This window comes from Bradyrhizobium arachidis, assembly GCF_024758505.1.
Lineage (GTDB): Bacteria > Pseudomonadota > Alphaproteobacteria > Rhizobiales > Xanthobacteraceae > Bradyrhizobium > Bradyrhizobium manausense_C.
Map to the genome: position 1 here is coordinate 3,890,588 of NZ_CP077970.1, position 19,625 is coordinate 3,910,212.

Genomic DNA, 19,625 nt, shown 5'->3' on the forward strand with positions numbered 1-19,625 from the left:
TTGGTGGTCGGAACCTAGCGTAGGACTCGTGGGAAGGGCGTACCTGCGCCGCCACAGGCGTGTGGCGGGCGGCTGGACTAGGACGAATCTGTGCTGGACTTGCGCGCAGGGCTCTCCCGAATGGCGTCGCGCAACTTGGCCATCGTCGCCGCGCAATACTCCTCGCGTTCGCGCTCGAAACGCTCCTGGTGCTTGCGGAAGTTCGCGACCCGGCTCTGGATCTCGCTGCGGAAGTCGCCGGCGATCCGGGGCGGCGCGACCTGGAGCGGCTGCTGCGGCGGTGCCGGGGCGGGCGCCGGCGCTTCGATCTCCAGCGTTGGCTCGATCGCCACATAGGACACGACGTCAATGCTCGCGACCGGTGCGGCCGGGGCGTCGTCCGCCTGATGGAATCCGTCCTTTCGGCCGGTCACCGACTGGACGAAAGCCATTGTCTGCGCGATCAGCGCGTCGCGTTCCCTCATCCACTTCATGGTTCACCTCACCCCCCGCCATTCCAGCAAAGGGCCGGCGCCGAATCAAGCGCCTCGACAGGGGATTGCATATTTTTCCCGGTCGTCCGAAAGTGGGATCATGAACACGGAAGAAGCAGAACAACTGCCGGAGGAGGCGCTCGGGCTGCGGCTGGTGCGTGCCTTCCTGACGCTTCCGCCCGAGCAGAGGCAGCACGTGCTCCAGATCGTCGAGGACATGTCGCGCGGGCCTGACCGACACGAGGAGGGGGCCGAAGCGGCCCCGCGCTGACGGCGATAATCCCTAGCGCTCGCGCGGATTGACGTTGGGCACGAAGGGCGTGCCGACCACCCGCACATCGCTGCGTTCGACGGCATTGACCGGCTGGGCGAACGGGGCGGTGTCTGTGATCCGGCTGTCCACGGCCGGCTGAGGGGCGAGCCCCTGTGCAGGCTCGACCAGCGTGGCAGCGCCAGCGACAACGATGCAGGACAGCGTCACCGCAGCCAGCAGCACCATGTTGCAGTTTTCTTCCCTGATGCGCATGGGATGAGAACGGCAGCGCCCGGCCATTGTTCCCAGGCCGGCTTGCGTGGGCGGAGCGCTTCCGTTTCAATTCGGCCGATGGCGACAGATGCAGCAAGAGTGGTGATCATCGGCAATGCGGCCGGCGGCAAGTCGACCCTGGCCCGCACGCTTGCGGCGCGCCGGAATCTGCCGCTCGTCGAGGTGGACAGGTTGCTTTGGCAGAAGGGTTGGCAGCTCACGCCTGCCGACGTTTATACCCGGCGGCATGCCGAGGCGATCGCCGGCGAGCGATGGGTGATCGAGGGCCTCGGCAGCCAGGACTCGATCGCCCCGCGCATGTCGCGGGCGACCGAGGTCGTCCTGATCGACCTGCCGCTCTGGCTGCACTTTGCGCTTGCCGCGGAACGTCAGGCCAAGTGGGCGCAACAGGAAGCGCCGCCCGCGGGGCTTGCCGAACTGCCGCCGACGCGCGCGCTGTTCGAGACCATGTGGCGGGTCGACCGGGAATGGATGCCCGACATCCGCGAGCTCTGCCGCAAGGCAGAGGCCGATGGAAAGAAAGTCAGCCGGCTTCAAAGCCTGGAGGCGATCGATGCTGTCGCGCGGGCGGAAGCGGCTGCCGGCGCTTGAGATCAAGTCGCTGTTACCAGCCCGGCGCAATCAACAGGCTGAAGACGATCGCGAACAGCAGCCCCGTCATGGCTAGCGCCGCCACCGCACCCGCGGTGATCTTGATCATCTCTTTGCCGCTGTGGGGACGCATGGGATCGCTCCTGCTGCATTCTACCTGATGTTGAGTTGCGATCCAATCTGTGGTGAATGAGCCGCCCGGCACCGCCGCATCACCTTTGAGGGACGAGCGATGACGGACGAGGTTGACGGCGGCTGGGCGGCGTCCGCGCAGGCCTGGATCGTCGAGCAGGGCGAGGATGGCGATTATGGTCGCCGCGCCGTGCTGGATGCCCCGATGCTGGCGCGGATCGAAGGCCGCCGCTTTGACCGCGCGCTCGATGTCGGCTGCGGCGAAGGTCGGTTCTGCCGCATCATGCAGCGCCTTGGAATCCGGACGACCGGCATCGATCCCACCCAAGCGCTGCTTGCGCGCGCGAGGCGATTGGACCCCGCAGGTGACTATCGGCTCGGCCGTGCGGAGACCATGGCCGAGGAGGGGCAGTTCGATCTTGTGGTCAGCTATCTCAGCCTGATCGATATCCCCGACATCGGCGCGGCGATCGCGAATATGGCGGCTGCGCTACGGCCGGGCGGCACGCTGCTGATCGCCAACCTGACCAGCTTCAACACCGCCGGCATGCCGGAGGGCTGGTACCGCGATGGCGATGGCGGCTCGCGCTTTTCGATCGACCATTACATGGACGAGCGGGCGGTCTGGGTCGAATGGCGCGGCATCCGGATCTACAACTGGCACCGGCCGCTCAGCACCTACATGACGCTGCTCCTGAACCAGGGCCTGCAATTGCGCCTATTCATGGAGCCGGCGCCGACGGCCGGCGATCCCGAACAGATCGCGCGTCATCGCCGCGTGCCGTATTTTCACATCATGGAGTGGCAGAAGCCGGTCTAGAGCCTTCGCTCGAAAACGCTCCTAGAGTGGCATCGGTTCGAAGGGGGTCTTAGCGCATGGATTCAAAACGCCCGCCCGTTCTCGCCCATCAGCGCTTCGTCGCCGACCGCGACAATTTTGCCGGCCTCGATCTCGCTGGGCGATTCGACCGGATCTTGAAAACCAACCTGTGGGGGGCGCCGACCTCGGTATCCGGGCTCGGCTCCGAGGATCTCGCTACTTCAGCGATCCGCGAGGCATTGCCGCCCCTGTTGCAAAAGCTCGGTGCCCGCTCGCTGCTCGATGCGCCCTGCGGTGACGCCGGCTGGATCGCGGCTTGCAAGCTCGACGTCGACTATATCGGCGTCGACATCGTGCCGTCCCTGATCGAGACCAACAGGCGGCGCGCCGCGAACGGGGAGGTAGCCGGCCGCTTCATCGTCGCAGACATCACCGGCGATGAGCTGCCGCGCGCCGATCTCATCCTCTGCCGCGATTGTCTCGTGCATCTGAGCTTCGAGAACAACGGCCGCGCCGTCGCGCGCTGCCGCGACAGCGGTGCACGCTACCTGCTCGTGACAACTTTTCCGGGATGGGAGAAGAACGAGGATTGCGAGGATGGCGACTGGCGCGCATTGAACTTCGAACGCGCGCCATTCAACTGGCCGGCGCCGCTCGAACTGATCAATGAGCGCTGCGACGAAGGCGGGGGCGGCTGGAACGACAAGAGCCTGGGGCTGTGGCGGCTGGCGGATCTACCTTAGTCCGCCGATTGATCCCGGCGTATCTATTCACCATTGCAAGTCACGGCCGGAATGGAGGTGACCATTCCGCGAGGTCGGATCCGCTTGTCCGGCGGAGCATGTGCTCCGCCGTCAGAGTTCGACGCCGACAGGCTTGGCTGGCATCAGGCCGCGCGGGTCCAATCCGTCGCGGGATCGAGGGCCTTCAGGCGCTCTTCCAGTGCGGCGATCGTCACCAGCAGGTTGTCGCGACGCGCCCGCAAGGTCAGGGCCAGCATGGGATAGCCGAGGGCGGCGGGGTCCGAGACGCGGGCGCGCTGCTCTTCGTCTTGGATGTCGGAAACCAGCAGTTGGACTTTCCAGCGCAGATCCGCGATCAACGCCTGGAGTTGCATGGTCGATGTCTTGGATTGAAACAGCGGCTGCATCATGTCGCCTCGATGTGAGACAGGCCCACTGCGGGCCCGTCAGGTTGAGGTAACCTCAGCAAACCGGATGCCAGTTTCGGCCACGCGGCCGGGGCCGGCGGCTCTGCCTAACCGGGATCCTGCAATCTTGCGATCTGCGAATTGTGCTGCGATCGCTTGTCCTTGGCTTCGACGCAAATCCGCAAAATACCCGCGGCGACGATCGCGAGCAGGCTGACCCAGACGCAGGCGGAGAGGGCGGCGGAAGCCATTTTGCGCATGTTGGACTCGCAAGGCCAAACGAGCCGCCGCGCCGAGTATGATGGCGCGGCGGCTTCGCCATGGTGATCCCGGAGGGCAATATCCGGTGGCGCCAACGTAGCCTGCGGCGGCACGGCTGCAATCGAACTCGCATGTTAAGCTTGATGCCGCGGCCGCCGGCCCTTCCGGGTAAGGCGATCAACCCAAGCGATCGTGATCTCAAGTCGCCGAACTCTCGCCAAAGTTGTGGCGATGCTGCCGGCCGGCCTGTCCCTTGCGATCAGGCCATGGCAGCGGAGGCAGTCGCATGCGGTTTGGTCTCAGTCTTGGTCTCGGCCTGGTGCTGCTTGCGACCTGCGCTCACGCGGCGGGACTGAGGTCGGTCGAGGTTACTGCCGAGGGCGACCGGCCTACGCTGAACGTATTGATCTGGTCACCCTGCGCGGCGCCGCCTGACAACATTCGGCTCGGGCCCTTCACATTGCCTGCCGTTCGCGATTGTCCGGTGGCAGGCAGCAAACTTCCGCTGATCGTGGTGTCGCACGGCTTCGGCGGCAACAATCTCGGTCACCACGATACCGCAGAAGCGCTGGCAGATGCCGGCTTCGTGGTGGCGGCGCTCAACCATCCCGGCGACACGACGGCGGCCAACAGCGCCAACACGTTGTCGCCAACCGCGCTTGGCGAGCGTCCGGCTGATGTCAAACGTCTGATCGATTTCATGCTCGGTGCGTCGCCGGTCGCAGCCTCCATCGATCCCGAGCGCGTCGGCTTCTTCGGCTTCTCGCGCGGCGGCTATACCGGGATCGTGATCGCGGGCGGCAATCCCGATTTTACCCGCGGGACCGCGTCCTGCGGCGGCGACGCACGTTGCGCCAAGCTCGCGGCGCTGGGCGGCCTCACGCATGATCCGCGCGTCAAGGCGGTCGTGATCGCCGATCCCCTGAGCTTCTTCGATGCGCCCAAGTCCGTCGAGGATATCAAGGTCCCGATCCAGCTCTGGAGCTCGCAATTTGGTGGCGGCGGCGTCCTGCCCGAAAGTGTCGCGACCGTTGCGCACAATCTGAATCTGACGTCGGAGTTTCACTTGGTGCCCAATTCCGGACATTTCGTGTTTCTGGCGCCGTGTCCGGCGGCGATGGCCGCGCGCGTTCCCGACATCTGCACCGATCCGCCCGGCTTCGATCGCGTTGCGTTTCACGAGAGGCTCGACGCTGAGATCGTCGCCTTCTTCCGCAAGCATTTTGGCATGTGAGGTGCGATAGCGGGACCGGAGCGCAAACGCGATCGCGAACGCCGGATGACAGGTAGCGCCCCCGCGGCCATTGCCCGGCGCGACACCTTCAAGTTACACTTCCTTCCGCGCAATCGGCCACGCCCGTCTCCGTCCCGGTGTCGGAATGCCAACCATGAAGCAAAACGCTGTCGCGCTCGCCTTGCTGATCTGGTCCTGTTGGCCGGCACTGGCCCAGCAGGACGGTGCGGCGCTTTACGCGGCCCATTGCGCGCAATGTCACGATACGACCGACAGCCAAAGCCGCGTGCCCGGCCGCACTGCGCTGCAGGCGATGTCGCCCGAGCTCGTCCTGAGCACGCTCACGACAGGCAGCATGGCCTCGATCGCCCGCACGCGCAGCGACGAGGAGCGCAAGGCGATTGCCGCCTTCGTGACCGGCAAGGCCGTCGACGACGCTTCGCTGGCCAGGACCGCAGATAGCTCCGGGCGCTGCACGCTGCCCCCAGCCGCCTCTCCCGCACTGCTGGACGGCCCGCGCTGGAATGGCTGGGGTGTGGATGTCAGCAACAGCCGCTTCCAGCCGGCCGACATGGCAAGGCTCGCGGCCGACGAGGTGCCGCGCCTGCGGTTGAAGTGGGCCTTTGGCTTCGCCGGCGCTTCGCTCACCTTTGCGCAGCCGACTGTCGTCGGCGGGATGCTGTTCGTCGGCGGCACGGATCGCAAGGTGCACGCGCTCGATGCGAAGAGCGGCTGCACACTTTGGACGTTCGCTCCGGACGCTGCAGTGCGGGCGTCCATCAGCTTCGGGCAAATCGCCGGATTGGACGAGGGGACCCTGTTCTTCGGCGATCTCCGCGCCAACGTCTACGCGGTGAATGCCCGCAACGGTGCGGTGATCTGGAAGGTGAAGGTCGAGGAGCATCACGCCGCCCGCATCACCGGCGCGCCGACGCTTTATGAGGGCAGGCTCTACGTGCCGGTGTCCTCGCTCGAGGAGGCGGCCGGGTCGCAGGCGACCTACGAATGCTGCACCTTCCGCGGCAGCGTCGTGGTGCTGGATGCTGTGACCGGCAAGCAGGTCTGGCAGGCCTACACGATCCCCGAGGTGCCGCATCCGACCACGAAGAACGCGATCGGGACCCAGCTCTACGGTCCCTCCGGCGCGGCGATCTGGTCGGCGCCGACGATCGATCCGGAGCGCAAGGCGGTCTATGTCGCCACCAGTAATTCCTATTCGAATCCGCCGTCGATCACGAGCGATGCGGTGCTTGCGTTCGATCTCGCGACCGGCAAGCTGTTGTGGAAGCAGCAGGCCACGCCGAAGGACGCCTTCATCGTGGCGTGCTTCTTGTCCGATCGCACCAACTGTCCCGATGACAACGGGCCGGACCACGATTTCGGCCAGTCGCCGATCCTGGTGAAGCTGCGCGACGGCAAGCGCGTGCTGGCGATCGCGCAAAAGTCCGGCGTCGTGCACGCTTTCGACCCTGACCAGGACGGCAAGATCTTGTGGCAGACGCGGGTCGGCAAGGGCGGTGCGCTCGGCGGCAGCGAGTGGGGCTCGGCGGCGGATCAGGACCGCATCTATGTCGCGATATCAGACGTGCGGTTCACGCGCGACGGCACGCGGAGCCTCGAGCCGAAAGAAGGCGGCGGCCTGTTCGCGCTCGATCTTGCGACCGGAAAGGTATCGATGGAGGTGCCGCCGGTTGCCTGCGGCGACCGTGATTTCTGCAGCCCCGCACTGTCTGCGGCCATTAGCGTCATTCCTGGCGTGGTGTTTTCCGGCGGCGTCAGCGGCTACATGCGCGCCTACGCAACGGCGGATGCAAAACTGCTGTGGGAGTTCGATACCACGCGCGATTACGTGACGGTGAACGGCGTACGCGCCTACGGCGGCGCGATCGACGGGCCCGGGCCCGTCATCGTCGACGGCATGCTCTACACCAATTCCGGCTACGGGCAGTGGAGCGGCGTGCCCGGCAACGTGCTGCTCGCGTTCGAGGTGGTGCGCTGACGCGGCGGCGAAGCGATGCGGTACAGGCTCCCGATGATTGCATTGTCCTTCCTCGCCTGCGTCGCGCCGGCGCGCGCCGATGACTGCGAGGCCAAGGCGGTCGAGATCGCGGACAAGATCGGTCTCGACGCCGGCGAGCGAACATCCTCGGGCTCCATTGCGCTCAGCGCGCGCAATGAGGGCGAGGATGACTATGGCGCTTATCTCCTCTGCAAGGGAGCGCTCGGCACGACGCTCCGCTATCTCAGCCCGCCGTCGCCCGGCCAAAAATGGTTTCAGTTCGTCGGCCGCTCTGGCGCGGTCCTCACCGGTGTGAAGCCGTCATCGATTGAGCTGGGCGCGCAAAACTGCGTCGAGAACGCGCGACTGCGCAAGACTTCATTCCGATCGCCGGGGTCGGCGTTCCAGATGCAATGCACCGTGTCGAGGAATGACGATCGCGCGGAGCTGTCGTTGGCGGGGCGGTAGTGGTGAGTGGTGCCGGCTGAGGGGATTGAACCCCCGACCTTCGGTTTACAAAACCGCTTGTCTGTAAACAGGATATCGCCCGAAGGGACCTAAAACGCAAAATTTGTTGACAGTATAATAGGTTATGGCGGTATCGAAAATCGACCGCTTGTGGAACGGGCCTTGGGTCTCCATATCTGTGTATCCCCATGTATCCCGAAAAGGCCAGGGAAAATGGCAAACAAGCGATACGCGCTGACCAAGGATTTGCTGAGCGAGGCCGGCGCGAAGCGCGACGCGGACGTTGAGTGTCAGTTCGCCATCGACAATCCCAGAGGCCTGAGCATCCGCGTCAGGGGCGGGGAGGTCGCTTACTATGTGCAGGCCCGCACGCGTGTCCGAGGCCAAAAGTCCACGGTCGTAAAACGGCGGCTTGGTGCAGTGGGAGACTTCACGTTCGCCCAGGTGAAGAAGATCGCCACCGAGGCAATTTTCGCGATCAAGAACGGGCGCGACCCGGACGCCGTCATCGAAACCAGGTTGATGGGCGGCGACGAAAAGTCCGTCGCTGTCGCCGTTGACCGCGCCGAAGCCTTGAAGGGCGAGCTGTGGACCTTCGAGACTCTGATTACGCAATACGCGCAGCGAACGAAAAGCTCGAAAGACGGTGGCCGCAACGAAGCAGCTAAGCTGCGCCTTGCGCCGTCGTCCGTCACCGAACTTGAGACGCGATTGCGAGATCGGCCGGAGAACGCCGAGCTCAAGAAGCGCTTCGTAAAGGAGCTTCGCCTCGAAGATCTTGAAGAGGTTCGCGACCTCATTGATGCCAGCGGTTCAGGTCCCTCGGCTGGGGCAAAGTACGTCGATCTCGCAAAACGCGTGCTGCGCTGGGGGCTCAAGCAAAAGCGACGCTTCACCGGTCTCGAGCCGACCGCGACGTGGTGGGAGGCGTTGTCCCACGAGTACGAAATGGAGGATCGCTCGGGGCGCTATCTGACCCCGGCGCAGATCGGGATGCTCATTGCGCTTCTGGAGGCCGTACGGCCTTTGGGAGGTAATAACAACGATGCGGTCTTGGGTGCTCTGCAGGTTTCATGGATGATCCCCCAACGAAGCTCCGCTCTGGTGAACATGCTCGCCTTGGGCTCCGATCGCTGGGTTCCTGATCCCGCGCCGGAACGTGTTGGTTGGCGCGTCTATAACTGGAAACCCGACGAGGTGAAAAACAAGCGCGAAATCAAGCTAAGCGTTCCGCCTATTGCCATCGAGATCCTCGAAAGAGTGGCGCGATACTCTAAGCAACAGTTGGGCGCGGTCTCGATCTGGGCGTTTCCGCAGGACCGCAACAAGTATCTTGTGCGCGCTCTCGCCGCTAAACAACGTAACGATGATCGCGTACCGGCCCACCTTGATAAGGCGATTACCCCTTCCTCCCTCAATCACGCGCTCGACGCCCTGGCAGGACGCAAACCGGGATGGCCGGATCTGCTCACTGTCGTCGGGCTGCCCAACAGGATTGGCCCTCATGACGAGCGTCGGTCGGTCACGAGTTTCTTTGAGAATTTCGGCGAAGGTGCATATGCATCCGCGCTCCTGGATCATCGCGTGAGCGGTGCCGACAAGATGTCGCGCGAGGTCGCTGCCATCACCCAGACGGTCTACAGCGCCGCCGACCGCGTGGTGTTCAAGGCCGAAGGCATGCTGATGTGGATGGAAGCGGTGTTGCCGGCCTACGAAGCTGCAAAGAAGGATCCGCGTTTGGCCAAGGCAGTTGAAATGCGGAAAGCTGCTTTGGCGAATGGGTTGCCGGATGGGAAAACGGGAGGGCGAGCCAAGGCGCGTGCCGCGGGGGCGGTTGCCTCGGCTTAGGCTTCGAAGGTCATACTGCCGGGGGCGGGCGGGCATGGCGCGCACCCGGTGGAAAACAACCCAAAAGCTGCGTATTTCCAATAACTTCTCTTCACGGCGGAGCGCGTCGGCCTGTATACTGCAACCAATGAGCGAGGGAGCGATACTTGATGCCGAAGAAGCCGCCGATCTGAAGTCGGCGCTCGCTGCGCTTTCTAAAGACTACGGCAGTTTGGCCGCGCGCATCCGGGTTCTAACCCATGCGATCGTCTGTCCGTCCACGGGCGTGACGCTGCGGCTCCATTTTCCCTCGTTCCGCCAGAGCAAACCGACCGTCGCGGAGCTTGTTGACGCGATTGCGACTTATCTCGTTCATTTTGCGTTGCCGAGATCGGAAGTTGAAGCGCTTACGTCGGCTTACCAGTCGATCGAAGCCTTCGATTTTATGAAGCGTTACTCGATACTCGAATCTCGCGCCCGCGCTCTTTTTATCAAGGCTAACCAGACTACAAATCGGAACGGCGAGGCAGGTGAGCTACTGCTCTACCTTTTGACGGAATGGATACTTGGCGCGCCCCAGCTGATAGCTAAGATGGCGCTAAAAACCAATCCCAACATGCCCGTGCACGGTGCCGATGGCGTGCACATTTGTTACCGCGAAATCGATAAGAAGCTGCTTCTCTATTGGGGCGAGTCGAAGCTTTATGCTGACGTCGGTGAAGCCATTGCTGCCGCCGCGAAGTCGATCAGCGAAGCGCTCAAGCCAGAAAAGCTCCAGCACGAGATCAATCTCGTGCAACAAAACATCGATCTTTCAGGCTTGACGCCGGAGGCAAAGGACGCGCTGCTCCAGTATCTCAATCCGTTTGAGGAAAGCTATAACGAACGCCACGATGTAACGACATGCCTCGTTGGATTTGATTTTGATGGTTTTGCCAAAGTGGCAAAGGTCGTTGCGGACGAGGCGGAAGCGAAATTCAAAAGCTTTGCCGAAGCTGAGCTTTCAAAGGTCGCGCCTACACTGGAGAAAGCGCTGACGGATGCCGGCCTTCAAACCCAACCGGTGGAGATTTTCTTTTTCCCAGTCCCATCGGTGGGCGATTTCCGAGATCTCTTCCAGAAAAAGATTGGCTGGAAGTAATGATCGCAGAGCTTTCGAACCGCGTTTGGGAGAGTCTTGAGTTTCACGAAGCTGTACGGCTCGTCGAAGTGGCATGGCTAAAGCGAGAACTTGGCGTCACGGAGGGTGATGGCATTCCGCTTGAAAAAGCCGAAAAGCTCGTTCGTGCGGCGGCGATCCTTGCATGCTCCGATCAGCAGAGTCACCGCGAGACCGCCTTCCGAGCGGCAACCTGCGTGTATGACCTTGTTGGATGCGCGGAACTCCCGATGGACCAGGCTTTGCGCGTGGTCTTGTCACGCCTCGGAAATTTTCCGTCGCTTGCAACAAAATCGGACGTCGATACCGCGTTGCCGCACCTGCCGTTCAGCCTGGTAACGGAAGAGCTCGAAAAAGCTGCAGCGCGTTCGGTGACGATTAATGAAGAGCGACTGGTGTTCACCAACTTCCAGTACAACCTTTGGAGCAAGCTGTCGGCCAAGGAACGGATCGCTTTGTCGGCGCCCACTTCGGCCGGGAAGTCGTTTGTTCTACAGAACTATCTGGTCTCGGTTTTCTCCGAAAGCGAACCGCTCACGATTGTCTACATCGTGCCGACCCGGGCGCTGATCGCTCAAGTGGCTCTCGATCTTGGCGTTTTCTTCCGCGATGCCGGAGCAAAGTCGACGCCAGATATTGTCACCATTCCGCCAGACAGCGAAACGACCCTTCCGGAACGAGCGATCTATGTGATGACGCAGGAACGCGTCCAGTTGACGCTGGCAAGCCATCCGGAAGTCGCGGCGGGTATTGTCGTCGTAGACGAAGCTCAGTCGATCTCTGATGGTGCGCGCGGCGTTCTCCTGCAGTGGGTTCTCGACGATCTTCTGTCCCGCAGTTCAAAAGCGCAGGTACTTTTCGCGAGTCCCAATGTCCGTAACCTGAATGTCTTTGCGCATCTCTTTGGTCTCGAGGACGTAAAGCAGGTCTCATCAAGCGAGCCGACAGTGGCTCAAAACTTCCTGACCGTGAAGATCACGTCCAAGACCAAGGGACGCGTATCGATTATCCGGACATCTCAAGGAACGGAAGTGGAGGTTGCGCAGATTGAGGTCGGCCATCCGTTGGCCAGCAGGGTCGAGATGCTTGTGCATGTGGCCGCCAAGCTTGGACAGCGCCGTGCGAATATTGTCTATGCTAACGGCGCCGCGGATGCTGAAAAGATTGCAATGCAGCTCGCCGATCTGTTTTCGGAGCGGGAGCCAACGGCTGAACTAACCGCTTTGTCGGATCTGGCACATGAAGTCGTGCATCCGAATTACGTCCTCGGCGAATGTGTCAAGCGAGGCGTCGCCTTTCATTACTCCAATATTCCCACTCAGTTGCGCCGGGCCGTGGAGAATGCTGTTGCGAAAGGCCAAGTGGACTATCTTGTCTGCACCAGCACACTGCTTCAGGGCGTCAACCTTCCGGTCCGGAACATCTTCATGTGCCAACCGGAGCGTGGAAAGTCTCACCCACTGGATTCAACCGACTTTTGGAATTTGTCAGGCCGCGCGGGAAGGCTCCGGCGAGAGTTCCAGGGAAATATCTTCCTGATCGATTACCCGCGCTGGAAAACCCAGCCGCTTCAAGGACCAAAGGACGCGGTTATCACTCCCGCCATTCAATCAACATTGCGAGACAGCCAAGCGCAGTTGATTAGGGTGATGCGGAATCAGGCTCAACCGGGGCGCGGGGATGATCCGGCTCTCGAAACGGCATTTGGTCGCCTGTTCTCCGACTTCAAGCGCGGTCACCTGAACGGCACGCTTGCAAGAGCAGGATTCGGGGAGAGCGCTGCCGCGACAGAATTTGTCAACGCGCTCGTCGCTGCTGATGGTCAAATTAGCTTGGCACCGGAGGTCATCCGGCTGAGCCCTAATATCTCTGCGCACAAGCAAGAGCGGCTTTTCGGTGCGCTCCAGGCGGAAATCGCCAAGGGGAGGGCCCAAGCGGCTCAACTCGTGCCGGATCATCCCCGAGATACGGATGCGTTCGATTCTTACGTGCGTATTCTCAAGCAGTGCTACGAGCTAATCCTTGGCTTGGATACCGCGCGCGGCTTGCACCGGTTTCATGCGCTGATCGCTTTGAAGTGGATGCGCGGGCTTCCGCTCCCCCAAATCATCGATGAGCAAATCCGCCGGGACACCCGCGACAAGGATCGACGAACGATCATTCGAGAGACGCTCGAACTGGTCGAAAATCAGATCCGTTTTCAGGCGGTGCGGCTGTTTGGCTGTTACAATACGCTGCTCGGTCATGCGCTGACGGTCAATCACTTTAAGGATTTGGCCGGGAGCATTCCGTCCTTACCGCTTTATCTGGAAGTTGGAGCGTCGGACAAGACGATGATCAGCTTCATCGCCCTTGGGCTTTCCCGTGTAGCAGCGATGCGGCTGAACGATCTTTCGGCGCGAAAAGACCTGGATACGACGGCCGCCCTTCAATGGCTACGCTCCCGCCAACTTGAACAGCTTGGGTTGTCGCCGCTTCTACTTGAAGAGGTGCGGTCGCTTTTAGCGGTAAATAGTCGGTAGACGGTGCGAAATCAAAGCACCGTGCTGACCATGCAAAGGGCCTAGGGGCCATGTCGATTCCACCCGAGGCTTGGTCCTTCGCCGAAAGGCATCAACGCTTCTTCAAGTTCAAGCAGTGTCTCGCTGCTGGCGATCAATCGCCGTGCGAAGGTCAGATCGTTCGCGCCCACATCATTCCTCGTTTCCAACTGAAGCAAATCGCCAAAAGTGGGCATATCGTTGCGGTTCCAACCTCGTTGCTGGCCATCATGAAGATGCAGAGGACGGGGTTCGAAGCGCAAGAGATTGGCGTCGGCGAGTTCTCGACCATGAACTGCTTCTGTGCCGGTCACGACAAGGCTCTGTTCGCACCGGTCGAGGACGCTCCGCTCATCTTCTCATCCGAGCAGCTTGCGCTGCTGCACTATCGAGCAATTGCCGCTGAATTCTATCAGCGAAATAGCCAGTTGGAGTCGGCAGAAGCCGAGCTGGATTATCAGTCGGACGAGCCGCAAAATGCCAGATTCGTTTGGATTTCCATGTGGAACGATAAGGCCTCTGAGGAGGCGAACTACGCCTTGGTTCATACCGAGAGACTGATTGCGACCCGACGTTTCGAGGATATCGGTAGCCTAGTTGTGCGCTTTGACGCGCAGCCTGCTGTGATGGCCGCTGGCGCATTCCGGCCGCAATACGATTTTGCCGCACGGCGCCTCCAAGACCTACGCGACATATGTTGCTACGTGGCGATGCATTTGCTCGCCGCGGACGGCCGCACAGTTTTGGCTTTCACGTGGCTTCGACGTGACTCTGCGGCGGGCCGGTTCGCCCAAACCTTCGCCGCTCTATCAAGAGAGCAGATGGCTTCGGTTGCTGTCCAATGCGCTTTCGAATACGTCGAGCACACTTGCATGTCTCATTCGTGGTGGAGCGATCTGAGGCGCCCGATGCGAGCCGCGCTGCTCGAGCGCGTCAGGCGTGCGAGCTCTTTGTCTTATCGCCGCTCGCCCCGTTGCCTATCGTACCGCATACGCTATGCCGGTTGGCGCGTCGCGGGCATCCGGTAGCCGCTGCGCTGCGGAGACTGTAAGGGTGTCGTATCCAGCCTTGTCCTGCTCGCAGTGTCAATCCGAAGACATGCCCATCTACCCAGGAGCGATGCCAGCTACCCTTGAGGCGCTAGGAGAGGGGAGGCCAATCGGCGAAAAGCCACTTTAGAATGATAATCGGACCACCACGCTATGTGATTAAATGAGGTGTTCGGCCGTGCCGCGCGCCGACACCGATGAGGTACGGTTAAGGCATTTTAACCGCGTTTCGTTCGCTTGCTTGCGGCGTAGACGACGGACAACTACCTTTGATCTGTCCACTGCTCCCTGAGGGGCAGGCCGGTCCATGGAGGGACCTGGACCTTGCCGCGGCGGCTTCTCCACTAAGCAGTCCGCTACTGGCACAAATTGCTTCGCGCACCCCTTGGAAAATTTGAATAGACGCCTTCGGATGTTTGCCGACGCGCGCCCCCTTCGTGTGGATGCGAGCGGTGTGACCGATTCCGACGGCCAGCTCAGGGAGCCAGTCTTAAGGCTGGCCAAGTGGATGGCAGTTAATGCGACCAATGGTCTTGGCGGCGGCAATCAAGGCTCGAAACCCAGTCCCGGTTTCAGCACGCTCCCGAAGGACGTGCTCAAAAAGCATCGGCTGAAGAGGGTTAGCGCGTACGTCCACGACGATAGCCATGAGCCTTCGGCAGCAGCACAAACCAAGCGCGATCAGCGAAAGAAGCGTGAAAAGGAACAGAATATCGTCGGGTGTCACGTCGATGTCCCGAAGGCGGGGAGGTCGGTCATCCAGACCCTGGCCGCCGCGATGCGGGTCGACAATGATTTGCATTCGACTATTTCATCCGTCATTTCGAGCGAAGCCCTCCAGGAATTTATCAAGAATCTGGCTGCGTCGGAGCTCGATGCATCATCGATCTCCGAACTGATCCATAATGAGGAGCTGGTGCGCCTTGTGGTCGCCTGCACTGCGAACCCGACGCTTCTCAAAAGCGCGTCGCTGCTGGTCAAGTCGGACGCGAATGTCTTCGCCGCATTGGCCAACACCATTTGCGCCGTGGTGGAAGGGCCTAATGATCCGCAGATCATGTTGGATACGATGGCCGCCGCTTTGCAGTCTCCGGACGATACGTTGAGTATGATCAAGGTTCGTCACGGAAGCGGCCTGCGAGCTTGGATTGTGAGGTGGGCCTTGGGTGGTTCGAGCCGATAGTGGGGGCCGAGAATTGAGAGCGACTAGTCGTGGACTAGTCGCTCTCAATTTGTCGACTAGTCCTGGACTAGGCCGCGACAAGTCCTCTTGTGAAGGGGACTAGTCCGAGACTAGTCGTTCAAGCTGCAGCGCAACCGGGCTTGCCTGACCGCAAGGGAGCGGCCATCGTCGTCTTAGGCCGCCGCGATGATGTCGACCGAGCGCATTTGATGAGTTTCCGCCGCTTGGCGCCGAGTTGGGTTCGTGCGCGGACGTCCGGCGCGAGAGCGACGTTTCGGCTTTGGTCGAGCGGAGGATAGAGCGGCTTGACTGTTTCGACGTGGGCGGTCGACACCAACACAAAAGGCGCGCCCGGCCCGGTGACCGAACAGAGCGCGGAGAGGTCTGCTACAAGGCGGAGCTGCTCTTACTCCGCCGCTTCCCCCTTCGCCTCGATCATCATCACGTCCAGGCTCTCGATCTCCTGCATCGCCCGGCCGGCGATGCCCTGCAGGTCGCCGTAGAGCCCGGCCGTCGAGTCCAGCACGCCGCGGAGCTGCTCCTCGCGCTTGGCCCAGAGGCGCGTCATCATCTTGCGTTCGCGGTCGAGGTCCTGGTGCATGTCGGTGAAGCGTTCGACGATGGCGTCGATGCGCTGGCGGAAGCGGGGGCCCGTCAGGTAGGCGTAGACCAGCTCCATCTTGGTCTGCTGACCTTCCTGAGCGGTGCGGCTGGCCGCGACGTCGATCAGCCATTGCCGCAGGACGTTAGCGATAGGAACCGAGAAGCGGGGAGCCGCCACCCAGACGTTGTCGATGACGTCGAAGGTTTCGAGCCCCTTAGGCAGGGCGCTGGAGACGATCAACGAGATTTCGGCCTTCGCGGCGCGCTGGTCGTTCCTGACCTTGGCGAGCCAGTCGTGGCTCCAGTTCTTGGTGCGCTTGGATTCCCACAGGATGGTGCCGCACACCTGGCCGCCGGAACCGAGCACGCGATGCAGCAGGTCGCCGCCGTTGTGGCCGGTGAGGACCGGCTCGATGAGATCGCCGGGGAAGTTCGCGCGCAGCAGGGCCTCGAGTTCGAGCTCCGAAGTTTCGCCCTGCAACTGCTGGGATCCTTGCTCGGCCTTGCGCTTCAGATCCTCGATCTGCCGCTGCATGCCTGCGATCTGCGCCTCCTTCTCGGCGACCCTGGCCTTGAGCGCGTCTTCCGCCTCCAACCTGGCCTTGTCGCGCACGCCGGCGAGGCCGTCCTGGATCCGCTTTTCGACGGTGAGATCGAGCTCCCGCTTGGCGTCGTCGAGCTCCCGCTCCTTGCGCAACACATCCGCCTGGGCCTTCTGCGCCACGGCCAGCTTCTCGGTGTTCGCCGTCAGCACCTGCTGCATGTCGGTCAACTGCTGATCGCGCGCGCTGATTTCGTCGGCCAGGGCGAGTCGCGCCTTCCTGGCCTCGGTCTCCGTGATGGCGGAGCGTTCTGCCCTCAGTTTTGCTGCAACCTGCTCGTCGATGGTCTCGCGCGCCTTGCTGAGCTCGCCCTGCGCCTCGCGGAGCTGAGCTTCACGGCGGCCGAAGTCCGCTTCCTTGGCCGCCAACTGCTGCTCAAAACGGCGGCGCGCGTCGGCGACGAGAGGTTCGGCGAGCGCGTCCGTCACGGGGATCTGCGTCTTGCAGTTGGGACAGACGATTTGCGGGTTGGTCACGGCATCGATCCTTTCGCGGCTGCCCGCATTGGTAGCGCCGGTTCGGGGCGTGCTTAAGCCTTGAGCAGGGGTTGTCCCCGGCATTTGCGCCTTCGGCGGCCGCGGCAACGCGCGGGCCAGTGGCGCGGCATGCGGTTTGGTTGGATCCTTATCGGTCATTGTGGAACGCTCTTTCTCCGGCCTTGCGGCGCGGCCTTACGTCCCGACGTCAAGGACGAGGGCACCATTGAAGGCGGGATTCTCGTTGCCGTAGCCGTGCGGATTACACACGATCCGGGTATTCCCCACGCGGTAGTCGGAGGAATTGTGAACGTGTCCGTGGATCCAGAGAGCCGGCTGATGCTTTTCGATCAACGCCGTCATGTCCGAGACGAAGGCGGCCGTCACCAGCTCGCTTGCGTACCTTGGATCGACCGAGTTCCAGTGCACGGCGTGGTGGCTGACTACCACGCAACGATCGGTCGCTGAACTTGCCAGCGCCTGATCAATATACTTGGTCGACTGATGGTGCATGATCGCGGCTTCACGCGGCCTGAACCGTTGCCACGGCTGCTTTCGCCAACCGATCAAGCGGTGGTCGTTCATGCCGGAAGCGCAGGCGGTCATCGCAGCGGCCTTCTTCGCCTCGCCGAACGCTTCGTAATTCGTCCAAAGCGTGGCGCCGACGAACAGGATGCCCTTGTCCCCTCCGATCTTGACCGCGGCATTTTCCAGCACATGGATGTTGAATGCGGGTGCCTGAGCACGCGCGAGAGCGAGCTCATTGGGGATGAAGCGGCGATAGTATTCGTGGTTGCCGAGCGTCATCACGATCGGGATCTCGATCGGCACGATGCGCCGCAAGTGCTCGAACGCCTTGACGGCACCTTCGCAGGTATCGCCGGCCACCACCACGACATCGACGCCCTCGACGATCGAGATAGCCTTTGTCGGGTGCACGTCGAAATGGATGTCCGAGAACGGCTGAACCTTCATGCGCCATAGTCCAAATTCTGACGCTCTTGGAACGCAGCAAGAAGGGCTTCTTCCGCCTGGTCGAACTTGCGGGGATCGTCGGAATGCCGGCGGCCGTATTCAAACCACGACGCCGCAAGCTCGGTCGCGAATTCATGGCCGACATCAGTGAGCCCGACGATCTGCGACATGACCAGCGCGGCCGTCGCGTCGTGCTGGAGCGCCGTGTACAGGAGTGAGGTCATGGCGACGTCGACCGGCACCGTGACCTCCATGATCGGCATCAAGGCCAACGCGGCGCCGACGGCGGCGGTGGCGTCACCACGAAGAGCGGCGGCGAGGTCGTCCCCGCCGTGGAGGACGCGGACGTTCCCGAGCGTGGCGCGCAACAGCGAGCGCTCGGCGTTGTGAAACGAGTCCGGGGGCAACCGGCGCCACCACGCCAGGGGTGAAGTCTGGTCCGGTTCGTGCGGCCACGGAAACGGCCGCGTGAGCCGCCAAGCCGGATTGTGCGGCATGGTCGGTCCAGCTTGCCCCGCGACAACCAAACGGGGGCCTCCGAGGTGGCGCCCGTTCTGCTCCTGCGTGTTGTCGGCCTTCGCTTCATCCATCGTTGAACTCCTACGCCACGAATAGCGCCGCCCAAGGCGGTCCCATCCTCCGACACAACCAGATTGCGAGTTTTGCGCCGCCTAGCGTGAGAGGCCGGACTGCCACTGATCGGGGCCGCGGGGCCGGGCCTGCAGAATATCGGCGATCCGGACGGCCCCCTCGGGCGCTGCGCGCACCGGCTGTTCGGTGGCGACCTTCGTCTGTACCGCGGTCAGCTTGCGAATGACCGGCTCGAGAATCTGGAGCAGACCCGCGTGCACCTCGTCGCGGAGGGCCGCCGTCATGTTGTCGATCTTGTCGGCGATCGGAACGCCAAAATGACGATCGAGCTCTCCGCCGCTGATCTTGATGTTCCGGGGGAATCCGGAGGAGCCGTAATAGTCGATGACCGCGGAATCGACATGATCGATGTCGTGCCCGAGCTTCTTGAGATGGGACTGAAGGACCAGGCGCGCCGCACGCAGGTCGTTCTCGATCGGCTTGCGCGTCTTCCAGGTCGTTTCGCCATTCCCGCGCTTCACGTCGTAGACGCCGGCCCAACGCTTGGCCTCGTCGATGACGATGATGTCCACCATCACGGAGCGCTCCACGCGGGAGTCCGACTTGAGCTTGATGCTGGAGAGATCCTTCTCGGAGTTTTCCGACGCCAGCAGATCGAGAGCGGCAGCGGTGATCGGAATGGGGCTTTCCGTCAACACCTCGAACCGGCCGCTGGAGGCAAGGATATCGGCCAACACCCGCTGGATGAGGAGGCCGTGGCGCTGCACGACCAGTCCAAAGAAGGAGAATGCACGGGAGAATTCGGCGCCGATTATCGGATCGATCGAGGACGTCGCATCGAGCGCGCTGGCCACGACCTGTTTCGCTGCGCGCGAGATGGCTTCATCGGTAGTCAGCAGACCAAAGGCGGGGTCAATCGGCATGTTGCCTCTTGCTTTCGATGGG

General features: G+C 62.1%; 20 protein-coding genes. 12 read left to right on the forward strand and 8 right to left on the reverse strand.

Going from position 1 to position 19,625, the window contains the following annotated elements:
* Nucleotides 1-77: 77 nt before the first annotated feature.
* Nucleotides 78-473, reverse strand: coding sequence for a hypothetical protein (locus tag KUF59_RS17715; RefSeq protein WP_212458454.1), 396 nt, complete (start codon nucleotides 471-473; stop codon nucleotides 78-80).
* 100 nt (nucleotides 474-573) lie between these two features.
* Here KUF59_RS17715 and KUF59_RS17720 point away from each other — a divergent pair, with 100 nt between their 5' ends.
* The gene (locus tag KUF59_RS17720; RefSeq protein WP_212458455.1) at nucleotides 574-744 is read left to right on the forward strand and encodes a hypothetical protein; all 171 of its coding nucleotides are present in this window, start codon (nucleotides 574-576) and stop codon (nucleotides 742-744) included.
* A 12-nt stretch (nucleotides 745-756) separates the two neighbouring features.
* Here the strand turns inward: KUF59_RS17720 and KUF59_RS17725 are convergent, their stop codons facing one another.
* Nucleotides 757-999: a hypothetical protein gene (locus tag KUF59_RS17725; RefSeq protein ID WP_249140310.1), complete on the reverse strand. Its 243-nt coding sequence runs from the start codon at nucleotides 997-999 to the stop codon at nucleotides 757-759.
* Nucleotides 1,000-1,098: 99 nt separating this feature from the next.
* On the opposite strand from KUF59_RS17725, the gene KUF59_RS17730 reads away from it, so the two are divergent.
* The 3 genes from KUF59_RS17730 (at nucleotide 1,099) to KUF59_RS17740 (ending at nucleotide 3,306) form a co-directional block, all read left to right on the forward strand.
* The gene (locus tag KUF59_RS17730) at nucleotides 1,099-1,611 is read left to right on the forward strand and encodes a P-loop NTPase family protein (RefSeq protein ID WP_258769743.1); all 513 of its coding nucleotides are present in this window, start codon (nucleotides 1,099-1,101) and stop codon (nucleotides 1,609-1,611) included.
* 232 nt (nucleotides 1,612-1,843) lie between these two features.
* Complete coding sequence (locus KUF59_RS17735; protein WP_212458457.1) at nucleotides 1,844-2,563, forward strand: class I SAM-dependent methyltransferase; 720 nt, start codon at nucleotides 1,844-1,846, stop codon at nucleotides 2,561-2,563.
* 56 nt (nucleotides 2,564-2,619) lie between these two features.
* Nucleotides 2,620-3,306 carry a class I SAM-dependent methyltransferase gene (locus KUF59_RS17740; protein ID WP_212458458.1) on the forward strand — a complete coding sequence of 229 codons (687 nt, stop codon included), beginning with the start codon at nucleotides 2,620-2,622 and terminating at the stop codon, nucleotides 3,304-3,306.
* A 143-nt stretch (nucleotides 3,307-3,449) separates the two neighbouring features.
* Here the strand turns inward: KUF59_RS17740 and KUF59_RS17745 are convergent, their stop codons facing one another.
* Together KUF59_RS17745 and KUF59_RS17750 are read right to left on the reverse strand one after the other, a co-directional pair.
* Nucleotides 3,450-3,716, reverse strand: coding sequence for a hypothetical protein (locus tag KUF59_RS17745; protein WP_309500989.1), 267 nt, complete (start codon nucleotides 3,714-3,716; stop codon nucleotides 3,450-3,452).
* A gap of 104 nt (nucleotides 3,717-3,820) precedes the next feature.
* Entirely contained in the window at nucleotides 3,821-3,973 is a 153-nt protein-coding gene (locus tag KUF59_RS17750; protein ID WP_212458459.1) for a hypothetical protein, read from the reverse strand.
* A 287-nt stretch (nucleotides 3,974-4,260) separates the two neighbouring features.
* On the opposite strand from KUF59_RS17750, the gene KUF59_RS17755 reads away from it, so the two are divergent.
* The 8 genes from KUF59_RS17755 (at nucleotide 4,261) to KUF59_RS17790 (ending at nucleotide 15,433) form a co-directional block, all read left to right on the forward strand.
* A complete protein-coding gene (locus KUF59_RS17755; protein WP_212458460.1) occupies nucleotides 4,261-5,208 on the forward strand; it encodes an alpha/beta hydrolase family protein in 948 nt (315 codons plus the stop codon).
* Nucleotides 5,209-5,362: 154 nt separating this feature from the next.
* Entirely contained in the window at nucleotides 5,363-7,207 is a 1,845-nt protein-coding gene (locus tag KUF59_RS17760; protein ID WP_212458461.1) for an outer membrane protein assembly factor BamB family protein, read from the forward strand.
* A 15-nt stretch (nucleotides 7,208-7,222) separates the two neighbouring features.
* On the forward strand, nucleotides 7,223-7,675 hold the full coding sequence (locus KUF59_RS17765) for a hypothetical protein (protein ID WP_212458462.1): 453 nt from the start codon (nucleotides 7,223-7,225) through the stop codon (nucleotides 7,673-7,675).
* A 213-nt stretch (nucleotides 7,676-7,888) separates the two neighbouring features.
* A complete protein-coding gene (locus KUF59_RS17770) occupies nucleotides 7,889-9,523 on the forward strand; it encodes a hypothetical protein (protein WP_258769744.1) in 1,635 nt (544 codons plus the stop codon).
* Between the two features lie 34 nt (nucleotides 9,524-9,557).
* Nucleotides 9,558-10,643: a HamA C-terminal domain-containing protein gene (locus KUF59_RS17775; RefSeq protein ID WP_258769745.1), complete on the forward strand. Its 1,086-nt coding sequence runs from the start codon at nucleotides 9,558-9,560 to the stop codon at nucleotides 10,641-10,643.
* Nucleotides 10,643-13,183, forward strand: coding sequence for a DEAD/DEAH box helicase (locus KUF59_RS17780; protein ID WP_258769746.1), 2,541 nt, complete (start codon nucleotides 10,643-10,645; stop codon nucleotides 13,181-13,183). The genes KUF59_RS17775 and KUF59_RS17780 overlap by 1 nt, the downstream gene beginning before the upstream one ends.
* A gap of 50 nt (nucleotides 13,184-13,233) precedes the next feature.
* The gene (locus KUF59_RS17785) at nucleotides 13,234-14,229 is read left to right on the forward strand and encodes a hypothetical protein (RefSeq protein ID WP_258769747.1); all 996 of its coding nucleotides are present in this window, start codon (nucleotides 13,234-13,236) and stop codon (nucleotides 14,227-14,229) included.
* 433 nt (nucleotides 14,230-14,662) lie between these two features.
* Nucleotides 14,663-15,433, forward strand: a complete 771-nt coding sequence (locus KUF59_RS17790) for a hypothetical protein (RefSeq protein ID WP_258769748.1) — start codon at nucleotides 14,663-14,665, stop codon at nucleotides 15,431-15,433.
* A 406-nt stretch (nucleotides 15,434-15,839) separates the two neighbouring features.
* Here KUF59_RS17790 and KUF59_RS17795 read toward each other — a convergent pair whose 3' ends face one another.
* The 4 genes from KUF59_RS17795 to KUF59_RS17810 form a co-directional block, all read right to left on the reverse strand.
* Nucleotides 15,840-17,114, reverse strand: a complete 1,275-nt coding sequence (locus tag KUF59_RS17795) for a DUF2130 domain-containing protein (RefSeq protein WP_258769749.1) — start codon at nucleotides 17,112-17,114, stop codon at nucleotides 15,840-15,842.
* A gap of 195 nt (nucleotides 17,115-17,309) precedes the next feature.
* Entirely contained in the window at nucleotides 17,310-18,089 is a 780-nt protein-coding gene (locus tag KUF59_RS17800) for a metallophosphoesterase (RefSeq protein ID WP_258769750.1), read from the reverse strand.
* Entirely contained in the window at nucleotides 18,086-18,679 is a 594-nt protein-coding gene (locus KUF59_RS17805; RefSeq protein ID WP_258769751.1) for a hypothetical protein, read from the reverse strand. The genes KUF59_RS17800 and KUF59_RS17805 overlap by 4 nt, the downstream gene beginning before the upstream one ends.
* A gap of 81 nt (nucleotides 18,680-18,760) precedes the next feature.
* A complete protein-coding gene (locus KUF59_RS17810; RefSeq protein WP_258769752.1) occupies nucleotides 18,761-19,603 on the reverse strand; it encodes a hypothetical protein in 843 nt (280 codons plus the stop codon).
* Between the last annotated feature and the right edge of the window lie 22 nt (nucleotides 19,604-19,625).

Excerpts from the sequence above, each read along its gene's own strand:
- KUF59_RS17715 (WP_212458454.1), bottom strand. The coding sequence starts at position 473 with ATGAAGTGGATGAGGGAACGCGACGCGCTGATCGCGCAGACAATGGCT.
- KUF59_RS17785 (WP_258769747.1), top strand. The coding sequence starts at position 13,234 with ATGTCGATTCCACCCGAGGCTTGGTCCTTCGCCGAAAGGCATCAACGC.
- KUF59_RS17760 (WP_212458461.1), top strand. The coding sequence starts at position 5,363 with ATGAAGCAAAACGCTGTCGCGCTCGCCTTGCTGATCTGGTCCTGTTGG.
- KUF59_RS17720 (WP_212458455.1), top strand. The coding sequence starts at position 574 with ATGAACACGGAAGAAGCAGAACAACTGCCGGAGGAGGCGCTCGGGCTG.
- KUF59_RS17805 (WP_258769751.1), bottom strand. The coding sequence starts at position 18,679 with ATGGATGAAGCGAAGGCCGACAACACGCAGGAGCAGAACGGGCGCCAC.
- KUF59_RS17810 (WP_258769752.1), bottom strand. The coding sequence starts at position 19,603 with ATGCCGATTGACCCCGCCTTTGGTCTGCTGACTACCGATGAAGCCATC.
- KUF59_RS17745 (WP_309500989.1), bottom strand. The coding sequence starts at position 3,716 with ATGATGCAGCCGCTGTTTCAATCCAAGACATCGACCATGCAACTCCAG.
- KUF59_RS17790 (WP_258769748.1), top strand. The coding sequence starts at position 14,663 with ATGTTTGCCGACGCGCGCCCCCTTCGTGTGGATGCGAGCGGTGTGACC.
- KUF59_RS17750 (WP_212458459.1), bottom strand. The coding sequence starts at position 3,973 with ATGCGCAAAATGGCTTCCGCCGCCCTCTCCGCCTGCGTCTGGGTCAGC.
- KUF59_RS17740 (WP_212458458.1), top strand. The coding sequence starts at position 2,620 with ATGGATTCAAAACGCCCGCCCGTTCTCGCCCATCAGCGCTTCGTCGCC.
- KUF59_RS17735 (WP_212458457.1), top strand. The coding sequence starts at position 1,844 with ATGACGGACGAGGTTGACGGCGGCTGGGCGGCGTCCGCGCAGGCCTGG.
- KUF59_RS17770 (WP_258769744.1), top strand. The coding sequence starts at position 7,889 with ATGGCAAACAAGCGATACGCGCTGACCAAGGATTTGCTGAGCGAGGCC.
- KUF59_RS17775 (WP_258769745.1), top strand. The coding sequence starts at position 9,558 with ATGGCGCGCACCCGGTGGAAAACAACCCAAAAGCTGCGTATTTCCAAT.
- KUF59_RS17780 (WP_258769746.1), top strand. The coding sequence starts at position 10,643 with ATGATCGCAGAGCTTTCGAACCGCGTTTGGGAGAGTCTTGAGTTTCAC.
- KUF59_RS17725 (WP_249140310.1), bottom strand. The coding sequence starts at position 999 with ATGCGCATCAGGGAAGAAAACTGCAACATGGTGCTGCTGGCTGCGGTG.
- KUF59_RS17755 (WP_212458460.1), top strand. The coding sequence starts at position 4,261 with ATGCGGTTTGGTCTCAGTCTTGGTCTCGGCCTGGTGCTGCTTGCGACC.
- KUF59_RS17765 (WP_212458462.1), top strand. The coding sequence starts at position 7,223 with ATGCGGTACAGGCTCCCGATGATTGCATTGTCCTTCCTCGCCTGCGTC.
- KUF59_RS17800 (WP_258769750.1), bottom strand. The coding sequence starts at position 18,089 with ATGAAGGTTCAGCCGTTCTCGGACATCCATTTCGACGTGCACCCGACA.